Source organism: Bacillota bacterium LX-D (genome assembly GCA_031628995.1).
In the GTDB taxonomy this organism is placed as follows: domain Bacteria; phylum Bacillota; class DUOV01; order DUOV01; family Zhaonellaceae; genus JAVLUO01.
Window position 1 is genome coordinate 14,003 of the sequence record JAVLUO010000006.1, and the last position, 14,358, is coordinate 28,360.

General features: G+C 36.1%; 14 protein-coding genes and 1 pseudogene. 8 read left to right on the top strand and 7 right to left on the bottom strand.

Annotation, left to right across the window (positions count from 1 at the left end; all coding sequences use genetic code 11):
- Positions 1–28: 28 nt before the first annotated feature.
- Positions 29–1,256, bottom strand: a pseudogene (locus RDV78_06545) (ABC-F family ATP-binding cassette domain-containing protein).
- A gap of 212 nt (positions 1,257–1,468) precedes the next feature.
- Here RDV78_06545 and RDV78_06550 point away from each other — a divergent pair.
- From RDV78_06550 to RDV78_06560, 3 genes are read left to right on the top strand one after another with little or no spacing between them, the layout of a single operon-like run.
- Positions 1,469–1,855, top strand: a complete 387-nt coding sequence (locus RDV78_06550) for a GntR family transcriptional regulator (GenBank protein ID MDS1030150.1) — start codon at positions 1,469–1,471, stop codon at positions 1,853–1,855.
- Entirely contained in the window at positions 1,852–2,751 is a 900-nt protein-coding gene (locus RDV78_06555; protein ID MDS1030151.1) for an ABC transporter ATP-binding protein, read from the top strand. The genes RDV78_06550 and RDV78_06555 overlap by 4 nt, the downstream gene beginning before the upstream one ends.
- The gene (locus RDV78_06560; protein ID MDS1030152.1) at positions 2,726–4,759 is read left to right on the top strand and encodes a DUF6449 domain-containing protein; all 2,034 of its coding nucleotides are present in this window, start codon (positions 2,726–2,728) and stop codon (positions 4,757–4,759) included. Before RDV78_06555 ends, RDV78_06560 begins: the two co-directional genes overlap by 26 nt.
- A 151-nt stretch (positions 4,760–4,910) precedes the next feature.
- On the opposite strand, the gene RDV78_06565 is transcribed toward RDV78_06560, so the two are convergent.
- Positions 4,911–5,405 carry an ECF transporter S component gene (locus RDV78_06565; protein MDS1030153.1) on the bottom strand — a complete coding sequence of 165 codons (495 nt, stop codon included), beginning with the start codon at positions 5,403–5,405 and terminating at the stop codon, positions 4,911–4,913.
- A gap of 174 nt (positions 5,406–5,579) precedes the next feature.
- Between RDV78_06565 and RDV78_06570 the strand changes: the two genes are divergently transcribed.
- From RDV78_06570 to RDV78_06580, 3 genes are all read left to right on the top strand, one after another.
- The gene (locus tag RDV78_06570; GenBank protein MDS1030154.1) at positions 5,580–6,245 is read left to right on the top strand and encodes an HAD family hydrolase; all 666 of its coding nucleotides are present in this window, start codon (positions 5,580–5,582) and stop codon (positions 6,243–6,245) included.
- A gap of 17 nt (positions 6,246–6,262) precedes the next feature.
- The gene (locus RDV78_06575; protein MDS1030155.1) at positions 6,263–7,219 is read left to right on the top strand and encodes an HD domain-containing protein; all 957 of its coding nucleotides are present in this window, start codon (positions 6,263–6,265) and stop codon (positions 7,217–7,219) included.
- 71 nt (positions 7,220–7,290) lie between these two features.
- Entirely contained in the window at positions 7,291–8,076 is a 786-nt protein-coding gene (locus RDV78_06580; GenBank protein MDS1030156.1) for a transposase, read from the top strand.
- Positions 8,077–8,102: 26 nt separating this feature from the next.
- Here RDV78_06580 and RDV78_06585 read toward each other — a convergent pair whose 3' ends face one another.
- From RDV78_06585 to RDV78_06605, 5 genes are read right to left on the bottom strand one after another with little or no spacing between them, the layout of a single operon-like run.
- A complete protein-coding gene (locus tag RDV78_06585) occupies positions 8,103–9,119 on the bottom strand; it encodes a spermidine/putrescine ABC transporter substrate-binding protein (GenBank protein ID MDS1030157.1) in 1,017 nt (338 codons plus the stop codon).
- A gap of 29 nt (positions 9,120–9,148) precedes the next feature.
- Complete coding sequence (locus RDV78_06590) at positions 9,149–9,952, bottom strand: ABC transporter permease (protein MDS1030158.1); 804 nt, start codon at positions 9,950–9,952, stop codon at positions 9,149–9,151.
- Positions 9,946–10,770, bottom strand: a complete 825-nt coding sequence (locus RDV78_06595) for an ABC transporter permease (GenBank protein MDS1030159.1) — start codon at positions 10,768–10,770, stop codon at positions 9,946–9,948. Before RDV78_06595 ends, RDV78_06590 begins: the two co-directional genes overlap by 7 nt.
- Positions 10,767–11,822 (bottom strand): ABC transporter ATP-binding protein, encoded by a 1,056-nt coding sequence (locus RDV78_06600; GenBank protein MDS1030160.1) that lies wholly within the window; start codon positions 11,820–11,822, stop codon positions 10,767–10,769. The genes RDV78_06595 and RDV78_06600 overlap by 4 nt, the downstream gene beginning before the upstream one ends.
- Positions 11,823–11,860: 38 nt before the next feature.
- Positions 11,861–12,400: an XRE family transcriptional regulator gene (locus RDV78_06605; GenBank protein ID MDS1030161.1), complete on the bottom strand. Its 540-nt coding sequence runs from the start codon at positions 12,398–12,400 to the stop codon at positions 11,861–11,863.
- A 256-nt stretch (positions 12,401–12,656) separates the two neighbouring features.
- Between RDV78_06605 and RDV78_06610 the strand changes: the two genes are divergently transcribed.
- Together RDV78_06610 and RDV78_06615 are read left to right on the top strand one after the other, a co-directional pair.
- Positions 12,657–13,280 carry a DUF47 family protein gene (locus tag RDV78_06610; GenBank protein MDS1030162.1) on the top strand — a complete coding sequence of 208 codons (624 nt, stop codon included), beginning with the start codon at positions 12,657–12,659 and terminating at the stop codon, positions 13,278–13,280.
- Positions 13,273–14,271, top strand: coding sequence for an inorganic phosphate transporter (locus tag RDV78_06615; protein ID MDS1030163.1), 999 nt, complete (start codon positions 13,273–13,275; stop codon positions 14,269–14,271). The genes RDV78_06610 and RDV78_06615 overlap by 8 nt, the downstream gene beginning before the upstream one ends.
- The last annotated feature ends 87 nt before the right edge of the window (positions 14,272–14,358 follow it).

A 14,358-nucleotide genomic window follows, 5' to 3' on the forward strand; every position in this document is an offset into this window, starting at 1 on the left:
AGATAAAAAAAGTTAGAAGGATAATAAATTAGGCAAGTTTTGTTGTCCAAGAGGAACAATTCCAAATGTCGGTGACAAAGTCCTGATAAAATTCGGGCTCGTGGCAGATGAGAAGAATACTGCCTTTGTATTTCTGCAAAGCACTCTTCAATTCTGCTTTAGCATCTACGTCTAAGTGGTTAGTAGGTTCATCTAAAACCAGTACATTAGTTTCTCGATTGACAAGTTTTCCTAACCGAACCTTAGCTTGTTCCCCGCCGCTTAAAACAACAACTTTGCTTTCAATATGCTTAGTTGTTAGGCCGCATTTTGCTAATGCTGACCGCACTTCATACTGGGTATAGGAGGGGAAATCCTGCCAAAATTCTTCAATACAGGTATTATAATTAGTTTCTTTAATCTCCTGTTCAAAGTAGCCAAGATGCAGATATTCCCCAAGTTCTACAGATCCCTCCAGGGGATTGATTTCACCTAAAATACTACGGAGCAAAGTGGTTTTTCCTAAACCATTGGCACCGATGAGCGCAACCTTCTGCCCTCTTTCCATGGTAATATTTAAAGGCTTGGACAAAGGCTCGTCATAACCGATGACTAAATCTTTTGTTTGAAAAATTATTTTGCCTGAAGTTCTGGCTTCCTTAAAATTAAATTGGGGTTTGGGCTTTTCTTTCAGCAGCTCAATTTTTTCCATCTTGTCAAGTTTCTTCTGCCGAGACATGGCCATGTTTCGAGTAGAAACCCGAGCCTTATTCCTAGCAACGAAGTCCTCTAGCTCCGCAATTTCTTGTTGCTGTCTTTTATAGGCAGCTTCTAGCTGTTGCTTTTTAGTTTCGTAAACTGTAAGAAAATTATTGTAGTCCCCGACATAGCGGTTTAGTTCTTGATTTTCCATATGATAAATTATATTAACTACGCTGTTTAAAAAAGGAATATCGTGAGAAATAAGAATAAAGGCATTTTCATAATCCTGTAAATAACGCTGCAGCCACTGGATATGTTCCTCATCAAGAAAGTTGGTTGGTTCGTCTAAAAGAAGAATATCCGGCTTTTCCAGCAGCAACATTTTTAGCCCATTCTATTTTTCCTTCATCTGGTTCCAAGTTACCAGTGACAATGTTCATAAATGTGGATTTTCCTTCCCCGTTGGCCCCAATAAGTCCAATGTGCTCCCCTTTTAAAAGCCGAAAAGAGACATTATTAAAAATTGCCCGGTCTCCAAAACCATGGCTCAGGTTTTTTACTGTTAAGATACTCATTTAAAGCTCCTTTCCAGATGTTTAAATATACATAATCCATTATAGCCAAGTCTAAAAGGAATACAAAGAATAAATAAAATAAACTGCCAAAACCAGTATTTACAATTGAGTAATTCTCCTTTATAATCTAACTGTACTAACCATAATAGTACGGATAAAACAGCCTGCTGTTAGATTTAGGCTAATAAGATTAAAGGGAGAGGAGGGAAGCAATGTTAGATTTAGATTTTAGAAGCAGGGTCCCAATCTATGAGCAGCTAGTAGAGAAGTTTAAGGAATTAATTATAACTGAAGTTTTGAAAAAAGATGAACAATTACCCTCAATTCGAGCTTTGGCTAAAGAACTGACCATTAACCCCAATACTATTCAAAAAGCATATCGGGAGCTAGAAATGCAAAGCTATATTTACTCTGTACCCGGGAAAGGAAACTTTGTAGCAGCTATGACCAATAAGATCAATGAAGAAAGGCTGTCTCAATTAAAAGAAGAAATGACTAAGCTTTTAGCAGAAGCTATGTTTTTAGGCCTAAAAAGAGAAGAAATCCTAGGCATTATTGAGGAGATAGATAAAAGCGGCAAAGGAGGAAGAGTAAGGTGATTGAAATTACTGGCGTAAATAAATCTTTTGAGGATTTTACTGCCTTAAAAAATATTAGTTTAAAAGTTAAAAAAGGCTCTATCTATGGCTTAGTAGGGTCAAATGGTGCAGGAAAAACTACTTTGCTGAAAACAATTGCAGGCATTTATAAGCAAGATACAGGGCAAGTGCGGATTGAAAATGAGGAAGTATTTGAAAATGTGGAGCTAAAAGCCAAAGTTAGCTTTATTCCGGATGCTTTGTATTTCTTTACTAACTTTACTATTCAGGAGATGGCTAAATTTTATAGCAGCATTTATCCTTCCTGGAATGTAGAAAGATATACAGTACTGCAGAAAGTTTTTAAGTTAGACGTAAAAAAAAGAATTAATCGGCTGTCTAAAGGGATGCAGCGCCAAGTTGCCTTTTGGCTGGCTTTATCCACTATGCCTGAATATTTGCTTTTGGACGAACCCCTAGATGGTTTAGATCCAGTGATGAGGCAAAAAGTTAAAAATTTAATTGTACAGGATGTTGCAGAAAGAGAAATGACCGTTTTAATCTCCTCCCACAATTTAAAGGAGCTGGAGGATTTATGTGATTCCATTGGGATTTTACATGAGGGGACTGTTCTATTAGAAAAAGATTTAGATGATTTAAAGGCTGACACGCATAAAATTCAAATTGCTTTTAAAGGAAATGTTCCGGAAAATCCATTTATGGGTTTAAATGTTTTATATATAGAGGAAAGAGGCAGCGTAAAAATTTGTATTATTAGAGGAAATAGGGAGAGCATTGTTGCCAAACTACAGAACTTAGGGCCGGCAATTTTAGATATTTTGCCTTTGACCTTGGAAGAAATATTTATTTATGAAATGGGGGATGTAGGTTATGAAGCCAGTAGCATCATTTTTTAAACCAGGGGTCTTTTTAAATGATTTTCATCGGCTTGGTTGGATTGGAGTTCTACATACCTTAGGACTGCTGTTATTGATTCCGGTGCAAATTCTGATGATAATGGGGGAAAGTTATGTGGACCCCCTTAGATTCAAAAATATCTTTTATTACAACAATCAGGAATTTCAAAGTTTTCTAGTAGTAATTATGCCAATTATTTTAGGAATGTGTATGCTGCGCTATCTGCAAGTTAAAAATTCAGTAGACATGATTCATAGCTTACCTATTAAAAGAAGTGCTTTACTGGGCACCCATACTTTAGCGGCATTGCTGCTGCTGTTCTTACCTGTGCTAATTGTTTTTGGCACAACATTGCTAATGCAGACTGTTTTAAATCTAGGCAGCTATTATACTATAGTTGATTTACTAAAATGGGCTGGTTTTACCATGCTAATAGAAACAACTATTTATTTAGTCAGCATTTTTATAGGCATGGCCGTAGGAATGACTATTGTTCAGGGTGCTGTAACTTTGATTTTCTTATTTTTGCCGGCAGGACTGTTGGTATTGTTTGCGGAAAATTTGAAACTACTTCTTTATGGTTTTGATTATAATTGGAGCGGAGTAATTTTTACGAAAATTTCCCCAGTTCTCAGGGTTTTAGAAGGATTTGACGCGGCAAGGCATAGCTGGGTAGCTAAGTTAGGAATGACTGCCGGTGAAATTATAGCTTACATTGCACTTTGTTTAATTCTTTATTTACTATCAGGTTACCTATATGGCCGGAGAAAATTAGAAGCGGCTTCTCAGTCCATAGCTTTTCCCTATTTGCGTCCTGTTTTTAAATATGGAGTAACCTTCTGCACAATGCTTGTAGGAGGACTATATTTTGCAGGACAACATAGTTATGCCTGGCTGTTTTTCGGCTATTTAATAGGCTCTCTATTTGGCTATTTTATTGCAGAAATGATTATAAAAAAATCCGTCAGGGTTTTGAACAGCAGCAAAGGATATGTGCTCTTTTGCTTGGTAATTCTTATACTTTTCTTAGGGATTAAATTTGATATTTTAGGCTATGAAAGAAGAATGCCGGAGCTAAGTGAAGTGAAGAGCATCTATTTTGCAGATAATTTTTATTCTTTGCAAGATCAAAGGTTAACTAAGCAAGAAACTTATGTCCAACCAGATAACATAGCCAATATCTATGCTTTTCACAAAGCATTAATCCAAGATAAAAATGAAAATGGTATTCTAGGCAAAGGTGAGTCAAGAAAGAATGTTGTCTTTGTTTATCAATTACAAAATGGCAAGAAACTGACTAGGGGCTATTCCTTTCTCCAAGGAAAATATGCAGATTACTTTAAGCCTATTGAAGAATCGGAAGAATACAAGAAAGCTCGTTATGATGTTTTAAATATAAACTTTATGGATGTTGAAAAAATTACTATTTCCCCGGAAATGAACTCCAGTAAGCAAGCTATTGTTCTAAAACCAGAGGAAATAAAGGAAGCTATAGAAATGCTAAAGAAAGATATTCATGCTCAGACCTACGAACAAATGCATAATGGAATCAAACCCTGGGCCAGCATTAACTTCCTAATTGCCGAAGATAAACTAGGCAAGTACTTTAAAAATAATGGAGAGACCCATGAGAGAAGTTTATCTGCATCCTGGGAGAAATCTTACCGAAATTTTGCTTTATGGTTACAAAAGAAAGGTTATCTGAAGGAGGCTAGAATTTTGCCTGCTGAGGTAAGTTACATTTCTGTCGAAGAATATACCAATCAACAAGAATTTAAGGAGAAGGTCTTTGGGACGGATACTGGCCGGGATAAGAGTAAAAAACGCCTTTATTTAACTGAAAAAACACAGCTGGAATATTGCTTAAATAATTATCAGTATATTGATCTGGAGAAAAAGGGCGTCTACTATCTAAGATTCTATAACAACAATAAAGAATTTATTGGAGATGGCATGTTTGATCAGAAGAATGCTCCAGAGTTCATTACGGACTTTTTCTTCAAATAAATAATTGCTCAAATAATACCCTGTTCATTCAGGGTATTATTTTTTTAGAGGCATTTGACAATAATAAGAAAACAATTCTATAATTATTGGCAAATGACATAATTGAATAGAATTTGAGATAATCCTCCCGGTTGGGAGGATTTTTTGAGAGTTAATTTTCTGCTGGTGTCAATATATTTATTAATATCTGAGCTAGAAATAACGCTGCGAAACCACCGAGTAAGGCAGTAAAAAGCTGAGGCAAAGTTAGAATTTTGGCAGCTGCAGGAGGTACGTTAACTAAATAGTTAACTGCTAAAGATAACACTAAAAATTTAGTAATTGCTCCGGCCATAACTCCGCAGATCTGTAACCCTAAGGGACGTTTAAAGAGTAAGCAGCTAAAGTAAACAAAAAGGGCATTGCCAAGCATAATGAAAGGAATTGCTGGTGCCAAAGGACCAGGCAGAATTCCCCTCAGGAAAGCCAAAAGAGGCGTTAGGATCCCAATACAGATGCCGCTTAAGGGGTTAACAAAAATCCCCGATAAAAATAAAATGCCGTTTACAGCAGGACCGGTGAATTTTTGAGGCAGTCCGGCCATTTGAACTGTAAGTGCTAAAGCCAGGAATAATGCGGTTCTTGTTACACATTGGATTTTAGACAAATAGATCACCTTCATAACTTATGCTTTTAAGTTATCTATATGTTTTAAATTTAAAAATATTACCAGCTGCTGTACCGTTAAAGAACTAATGCCAATATCTTTGGAAAAATGATATAATATTGCACAGCTAAGCACTTAAAAAGGCCGTGCTAATTTTAATTTGGGGTGTTGGATTTGTTCAGCCTTACTAACTATAAACACATCATTTGGGACTGGAATGGTACTTTATTAGATGACCTAGCTATAACCATCAAAACAATTAACCGTATTTTAAATAACTACCATTTACCAGCTGTGACAAAGGAGCAGTATCTGCAGATTTTTGATTTCCCAGTAAGAGAATGTTATGAAAAAATGGGGTTGGATTTTACAGTAGTTGATTTTAAAGAAGTTGCAGATTCTTTTGCCCGGGAATTTGAGAGATTAGTAGTAAGTTGTAATTTACAAGCAGGTGCCATTGCTGTATTAGAACAATTTGCTCGCTTAAAAATACCTCAATCTATGCTATCAGCCACGTACCGGAAGGACTTGCTGCCTTTTGTGCAGAAATTTGAAATTGACCATTATTTCCAAGAGATTTGTGGTTTACAAAATAATCATGCGGACAGTAAAATCGAAATTGGTAAATGCTTAATGGAAAAATTAAATATTTCCCCTAAGGAAGTAATTCTATTTGGAGATACAATTCATGATTACCAAACAGCTCAGGCTATGGGGACAGACTGTATTCTAATTGCCGCTGGGCATCAAACTAGGCAAAAACTTGAAAAATGCGGCGTACCGGTACTGGAATCTTTACAAGAACTACTGGAAGAAGAAAAAATAAGTTTAGCGAAATAGTTGCAGGTGGTGGGTTAATGATTCTAAGAATCTCAGATTTAAAGCCGAATCAGAATTATGAAGGCTGTCTTGCCGTTAAAAAGGCGGAGTTAGCGCAGGCGCGTAATAGCAGTACCTACCTGAAACTAACTTTAACAGATGGCATGCATGAAATTTTTGCGAAGTTTTGGAACTATGAAGGCGAAGTACCCCTTTCTGACCAGATAATTAAGGTTGGAGGCAGAGTTGAACAATACCAAAGCTACTATCAAATGATCTTGAATAGTTGGCAGGAGGCAAGCCAAGATGACTATGATCCTGCAGAGTTTATTCCTCGCTCGTCACGAAGTCAAGAGGAAATGCTTTTAGAGTTGCAAAACTGGATTGAGAAAGTAGAAAATACAGCACTTAAATATTTACTGCACCAGACTTTTGCTTCTGCAGCTGATCACGGGATCATAGAAACTTTTGCCATCTGCCCTGCGGCTATCAGCCATCATCATAATTATTTGGGAGGGCTTCTAGAGCATAGCCTGGAAGTAACTGCCATGGCCTATAAAATAGCTTCAGAAACTACCTGTAACCTAGATCTGGTTATAACCGGAAGTCTGCTCCACGATGTAGGTAAGATTGAGGAATATTCCTGGCAGGGAACCAGCATCAAAATGACTGAACGGGGAATGCTGCTGGGCCATGTAGTATTGGGAATAATGTACCTAAATCCTAAAATACTGGACAATAAAGAATTATCACATGAACTAGGATCCCAACTGTTACACATCATTGGTGCTCATATGGGCAAATTGGAATGGGGAGCAATAAAGGAACCTATGACCGTAGAAGCTCAAATTGTGCATACAGCAGATTTAGCCAGCTCAGAGCTGCACAAATTTAAGAGTGCCAAAGGAAAAAGAGTAAAGGGAGCTAGCTTTATCTATTCCAAGGAACTAGGACGAAACATTTGGGTCGGAAAAGGAGATGATGAAAGTGAGTAAGACACTGGGACGGTTCTCTTGTCTTGACTTTACCCCAACTGAATTGGTATAATGTACCAGGGTGATAAACAATGCCTAGGCAACCAAGAGTGAAGAGTAATAGTGGGTACTACCATATCATGATTCGAGGAAACGAACGCCAGAATATATTTCGAGACGAAGAAGATAAATTTCGCTTTCTAAATATCCTATGTGAAAAAAAGCAAGAAAATCGGTTCAATCTTCATGTGTACTGTTTGATGGATAATCATGTCCATTTAATGCTGAGCGAAGGAACAGAAGACGTAGCCAACGTAATGAAAAGAGTTAACGTTAGCTATGTCTATTATTTTAATAAAAAATATAAAAGAATAGGACACCTTTTCCAAGATCGTTTCAAAAGTGAAGTAGTTGAAAGGGATGCCTATGTACTTGCCTTAGCAAGATATATCCATCAAAATCCGGTAAAGGCAGGAATCGTTACATATATGGAACAATATAAATGGAGCAGTTACCTCTGTTATTTAGATCAAAATAATGATTTTGATCAACTTTTGGAAAAGGAAACTATATTAAGTTACTTTTCTAAGGACAAAGAAAAAGCTAAAGAACAATTTAAAGAATATATGAATGAAAAAACGCAGGAAGAATTTCTTGATATACAAGAAAAGCAAGAAGAAATAGATGAAGGAGCGGCCAAGGAACTATTTAAGAAAATGTTACAGGAAAAGGGCATTATCTGGAATGATGAAATTAAGAAACAATTACCGGATGACCTTATAAGGGAATTTAAAGAAAGAACTAACCTGTCTATAAGAAGGATAGCAGTAATTTCGGGATTGAACAAAGATAGAATTAATAAAATTTTGAAAAAATGATTAGACAGGAGAACCGTCCCTGTGTCTTACTCGATTTCAGCCTTAAATTCTGTCCAGACGCGGTCGTAATCTTTGATAAATGTACCTAGATCTTTAAAGATTTCACATTTAGCTAAATCTTTGTCATCTGGGTAAGCAATTTTATTTTTCTGCAGTTCAGGGTCTAATTTTGCCTTAGCTGCAGGGATTGGAGTTGAGTAGCCAATATAATCTGCATTTTTAAAAGCTACTTCAGAATCGCACATGTAATTGATAAATAGTTCTGCTTCTTTTTTATGTTTGCTGCCTTTAGGAATGACCATCCCATCAAACCATAAGTTGCTTCCTTCTTTAGGTACTACAAAATGCAAATCCGGGTTTTCCCGGTTCATGTAAATGGCATCACCAGACCAAACTACTGCTAAAGCAGCCTCACCGGAAATCATTTTATCTTTGACATCATCTCCGACGTAAGCAAGAACTAGGGGTTTTTGTTCAATTAAAGCTTGTTTTGCCTTTTCCAGTTCTGCCACATTTCTAGTATTTAAGGAGTATCCCAGCATTTTTAAGGTAATTCCAATGGAATCCCTCTGACTGTCTAACATTAAGATTTGCTTGCTATATTTTTTATCCCATAGTATTTTCCAGCTATCCACAGGTTCTTTGACCATGGTTTTATTGTAGAGAATACCTACGGTTCCCCACATGTAGGGTATGGAATATTCGTTATGAGGGTCATAAGCTAAGTGCTTAAATCTTTCGTCCACATTCTTAAAATTTGGAATGTTAGCTAGATCAATTTTCTCCAGCATATCCTCTTTCTTCATCTTTTCAATCATGTAGTCGGATGGAATCGCTACATCATAATTGTTGCTGCCGGATTTGATTTTGATGTACATATCTTCATTAGTAGAAAATGTATCGTAATTGACTTTGATGTTATATTTTTGCTCAAAATCTTTAAGTATGGACTCATCAATATAATCTCCCCAATTATAAACATTTAACTCAGCTTTTGGCTTTTGACTACAGCCTCCTAGTAAAAAACCAAAGCAGAGTAAAATAAAACTGTAAATTAAAAGTTTTGATTTTTTCAAATGAGATTCTCCTTTGCTGAGTTTTCTTTGGATGTACGATAATTGACTAGAAGCAGAAGCAGCAATACAACAATAAACATTAAAGTGGACAAAGCATTAATTTTCGGATTAATGCCTCGGCGTGCCATGGAGTAGATTGCAATTGATAAATTAGATACTCCGGAACCTGTGGTGAAAAAGCTGACAACAAAGTCATCTAAGGATAAGGTAAATGCTAGAATCGCCCCAGTAATTACGCCTGGCAATATTTCAGGCAAGATAACTTTGCGCAAAGCGTAAAAAGGCGGAGCACCCAGGTCCAATGCTGCTTCGTAGAGATTGCTATTAAGCTGTTTTAATTTGGGCAACACGGAAAGTATCACATAAGGAACATTAAATGTAATATGTGCCAGCAATAAAGTCAGAAATCCTAATTTCAAGTTGGTAAACTGACTAAAAAAGATAAATAAAATCATCAGGGAAATACCTGTAACAATGTCTGGATTAACTACTGGCAAATAGGTCAAATTTAAAAAAATTTTACGTTGTAACTTATTTAAGTTATGTATTCCAATAGCTGCAATGACTCCCAAAAATGTAGCTATCAAAGAGGAAAGAATTGCCACAGCTAAGGTATAATATAAAGCCATTAGTATTTGCCTGTCTTGTAAAAGCTCCAAGTACCATTTTAAAGTAAAGCCGTCCCAATGTCCTCGAGACTTAGAATTATTAAAAGAGAAAACGATTAAAACAACTATGGGAGCGTAGAGAAAAAAGAAAATCAATCCCACATAAAACTTTTGCAACAGTTTTTTCACCATAGACCGCCCCCTTTCTGCTCCTGCTCATACCTAGAGGTAAAACTCATTCCTAAAAGTACCAGCAGCATGAGGATAATGGAAATAGCTGAACCAAAATTCCAATCTCCTACATATAAAAATTGCTGTTCAATTAAATTGCCTAACAGAGTAAATTGTCCTCCGCCTAATAACCTGGAAATAACAAAAGTAGTTACTGCCGGTAAAAAAACCATTGTAATGCCCGAAAAAACACCAGGTAAGCTTAAAGGGAACAGCACCCGGCGAAAGACTATCCAATTGTCTGCTCCTAGATCTTCTGCCGCTTCAATAATATGAGGTTCAATTTTCGTTAAAACAGAATAAATGGGTAGCACCATAAATGGCAAGAAATTATAAACCATGCCTAATATTACAGCCGTATTATTGTACATTAAGTGTAGTTTTGGCAAACTAAGTGAAGCAATAAATGTATTTATTAAACCGTTACGCTCTAAAAGTGTCATCCAAGCATATGTACGCAATAAAAAATTCATCCACATTGGTAAAACGAATAAAAGGATGAGAGTATTTTTTTTACTTAGATTTTTCGATGCTAAAATCATTGCTAATGGGTAGCCAATGAGTAGGCAGATCAAAGTGCTAATCAAAGCTAGTTCTATGGAAAGCCCTAAGACTTTGAAATAAACAGGATTATATAAACGCTGGTATTGTTCTAAGGTAAATCGTAATCCAGTGCCAGTCTGAATTGTTAAACTATAATAAAGAATAAGAAACAATGGGACAACTGTAAATACAATCATCCACCCTAAATAGGAATAAGCGAGCCAGTTTCTCTTCATTTTTTGGACACCTTTTTCATTACATGAATATCATTGGGTAAAATGCGCAACCCTACTTGGCTGTTGACCGGTTCCATCCGAGTACTATGCACTGTCCACTCAATGCCTTCGCCGACTACAATCATTTCATAATGAACTCCTTTGAAGATTACAGATTTAACAATTCCCGTTAACATAGCTGTTTCTTCGGAGTTAAGACGAATATCTTCGGGACGGATGACAACATCTACCGGTTCGTTTTCTTGGAAACCACAGTCTACGCATTCAAATTCATGGCCGGCAAAATGAACTAAATAATCAGCCAGCATTTTTCCACTGACAATATTGCTTTCACCAATAAAATCTGCAACAAAGGTATTTTTAGGTTCATTATAAATGTCTACAGGGGTACCTATTTGTTGTATTTCACCATCTTTCATGACCACGATTGTATCAGACATAGTTAAAGCTTCCTCTTGGTCATGAGTTACATAAATAAATGTAATGCCTAGCCTTTGCTGCATTGCTTTAAGCTCCAGCTGCATTTCTTTGCGTAATTTTAGATCTAATGCACCTAAGGGTTCGTCCAAAAGCAGCACTTCAGGCTCATTAACTAAGGCCCGGGCAATTGCCACCCTTTGCTGTTGCCCGCCGCTTAAAGATTCTACAGATCTTTTCTCATATCCGCTTAAATTTACAATGTCCAGAACTTGACTAACTTTTTCTCGAATTGTGTTTTTATCTAAATGTTTAATTTTTAAACCAAAAGCAATATTATCTGCAATGTTTAAATGGGGGAAAAGAGCATACTTTTGAAAAACTGTATTTAACTTCCTCTTATAAGGCTGCAAGTTTGTAATATCCTGTCCCTCGAATAAGACTTGGCCAGAGGTTGGATGCTCAAAACCTCCAATAATCCGCAAGGTAGTGGTTTTTCCACAGCCGCTAGGACCTAACAAAGTTAAAAATTCATTTCTGCGTATGTATAAGTTAATATTTTTTAAGGCTTCGCTGCCGTCATATTCTTTCGTAATATTAACTAATTCTATGACATTATCCGACTTAGGGGCCATTTCTGTTCTCCTCTCAAAAGCAAGGTCTCGAACCCTGTTTAAAAGCTAGGTGGAGTAGAAATCCAAAGCACATTAGCTGTTCTTCTGCCTGGGTTGGAGATATAATGAATAGTTGTAGGTTTGAAATAAAAACTTTCTCCTTTTTTAGCACTGTATTTTTTATTACCTAAATGAATTCTAATACTGCCGGACAAAATATAACCAAATTCTTCTCCGTCATGGGGATTATCAACTTCTGAACTTCCCCCGGGTTCTAAAGTAATTAAAATGGGTTCCATGCTGTTTTTTTGTGAATTAGGTACAATCCATTTAATTTCATAATTTAATTCTTTGTTTTCTTTGATAAAAATGTCTTCATTGCTGAAAATAATTTTTTCCTCGACAATATCATTAAAAAAATCTTTTAAATTTGTCCCTAAACACTCCAAAATATCAGTCAGCGTAGCGATTGAGGGGGAAGTTAAATCCCGTTCTACTTGAGAAATAAAGCCTTTTGACAACTCGCTGCGGTTAGCCAGTTCTTCCTGAGTTAGTCCATTTTGAATTCGTAAATCTTTAATTTTTCCACCAATTTTCATGAGGCACCTTTATTTTCGATTTTTATTACTAAACTTTTTGTTTAGATTTGCTAAACTTCATAACAAATTCATTTTAAACAGTTACTCAAAGTAAGTCAAGATTTTCTCTTTGTTTTTAAAAACCAAAATTTTTAGATTTATTAATTTTGTGTTAAGAGTATATTAATTTAGAAGGAATTATAGTATTCTAATCTTGGTACAAAACCCTTGTTTAATTATTTAATTAAAAATAAGTCTTAGTAGTGGAGGTTCGAAAATGTTTAATTTATCTCCAAAAGATGACAAGTTTTATGATTTTTTTATTGCAATGGCTAATACTACTCTAAAATCAGCACAACTTTTAAAAGAGTTAGTACAAAATTTAAACGATTGTGAGGACCGCTTTAAAAAAATTAAAGAAATTGAACATGAGTGCGATCAGTTAACTCACAACTTATTTGGGGAATTGAATAAAACATTCATTACACCTATTGACCGTGAAGACATTTACGCTATTGCCAAGCAAATGGATGATATTGTAGATTTCATAGAATCTACTGCCAGCAGGTTTGCTATTTTTAATTTAGCAAAAACAACTAAGGAAGCTAATATTATTAGTGATTTAATTTTGGCCTGTGCCAAAGAGCAGATTCATTTAATGGAAGAATTAAAAATAATGAAAAAAAGCAAAATGCTAACTAAAAAAATTATTGAAATAAATCGAATTGAGGAAGAGGGGGATGCTGTTTATCGAGTCGCTATAAAAGATTTGTTCAGCGGCGAAATCCCTGTACTGGAAGTTATTAAATGGAAAGAAATTTATGAAAATCTAGAAAGTATTCTTGATGCTTTTGAAGACGTAGCCAATAGTGTTGAAGGGGTTGTTATGAAGAATGCTTAATGGCGATTTGGCTTTAATCGTGGTGGTAGTTATCTTAGCCTTGGCTTTTGACTTCATTAATGGCTTTCATGACACCGCTAATGCTATTGCTACTTCCGTTTCGACGAGAGTTTTATCTCCTCGGGCAGCAATTATTATGTCTGCCAGCTTAAATTTTTTAGGTGCTTTTATTAGCGTTAAAGTTGCCCATACAATTGGCAGTGGAATTGTTGACCCTGAGCTAATTTCCCAAAATGTTGTAGTAGCAGCTTTACTAGGAGCAATTATTTGGAACTTGTTGACCTGGTATTTTGGTTTACCCAGCAGCTCATCCCACGCTTTAATTGGCGGCTTACTGGGCGCCGCTATTATTTATCGGAATTCTCTCTTCGTTGTAAGCTGGTCAACTCTTTTCTGGAAAGTTATGTTGTGGCTTATCCTATCTCCAGTTATTGGTTTTATAGTTGGTTTTATTTTTATGACAATTTTAAATTGGATTTTAAGACCTTTAAGACCTGCGACGGTTACCAATATTTTTTCTAAGGCCCAAATTATTTCTGCTGCTTTAATGGCTTTGAACCATGGAGGCAACGATGCTCAAAAATCTATGGGAATTATTACGATGGCCTTACTTAGCGGCGGCGTAATTGCCCAGTTCGAAGTGCCTTTATGGGTTAAGCTTTCCTGCGCTTTAATGATGGCTCTTGGAACTTCTATGGGTGGTTGGAAAATTATTAAAACCATGGGCATGAATATGGCTCGTTTAGCACCAGTTAATGGTTTTGCCGCTGAAACGGGTGCTGCAGCAGTTATCTTTACGGCAACTATGCTTCACGCACCTGTCAGCACTACCCACATTATTTCTACTTCAATTATGGGGGTAGGCGCGGCAAAAAGATTATCTTCTGTAAAATGGATAGTAGCTAAAAATATTGTTTGGGCTTGGGTTTTAACCATTCCCATTTGTGCCTGCTTATCCGGGATATTAATTGCAATTTTTGAAATGCTTTAAGTTTTAGAAACTTTTTTAGATTAACATAAAAGCTTTCAGGCATTCTCTAAATAAGGGGATGCTTTTGTTTTTAAAGGAGGATGTTGA

Excerpts from the sequence above, each read along its gene's own strand:
- RDV78_06600 (MDS1030160.1), bottom strand. The coding sequence starts at position 11,822 with ATGGCCCCTAAGTCGGATAATGTCATAGAATTAGTTAATATTACGAAA.
- RDV78_06560 (MDS1030152.1), top strand. The coding sequence starts at position 2,726 with ATGAAGCCAGTAGCATCATTTTTTAAACCAGGGGTCTTTTTAAATGAT.
- RDV78_06605 (MDS1030161.1), bottom strand. The coding sequence starts at position 12,400 with ATGAAAATTGGTGGAAAAATTAAAGATTTACGAATTCAAAATGGACTA.
- RDV78_06575 (MDS1030155.1), top strand. The coding sequence starts at position 6,263 with ATGATTCTAAGAATCTCAGATTTAAAGCCGAATCAGAATTATGAAGGC.
- RDV78_06550 (MDS1030150.1), top strand. The coding sequence starts at position 1,469 with ATGTTAGATTTAGATTTTAGAAGCAGGGTCCCAATCTATGAGCAGCTA.
- RDV78_06615 (MDS1030163.1), top strand. The coding sequence starts at position 13,273 with ATGCTTAATGGCGATTTGGCTTTAATCGTGGTGGTAGTTATCTTAGCC.
- RDV78_06610 (MDS1030162.1), top strand. The coding sequence starts at position 12,657 with ATGTTTAATTTATCTCCAAAAGATGACAAGTTTTATGATTTTTTTATT.
- RDV78_06590 (MDS1030158.1), bottom strand. The coding sequence starts at position 9,952 with ATGGTGAAAAAACTGTTGCAAAAGTTTTATGTGGGATTGATTTTCTTT.
- RDV78_06580 (MDS1030156.1), top strand. The coding sequence starts at position 7,291 with ATGCCTAGGCAACCAAGAGTGAAGAGTAATAGTGGGTACTACCATATC.
- RDV78_06595 (MDS1030159.1), bottom strand. The coding sequence starts at position 10,770 with ATGAAGAGAAACTGGCTCGCTTATTCCTATTTAGGGTGGATGATTGTA.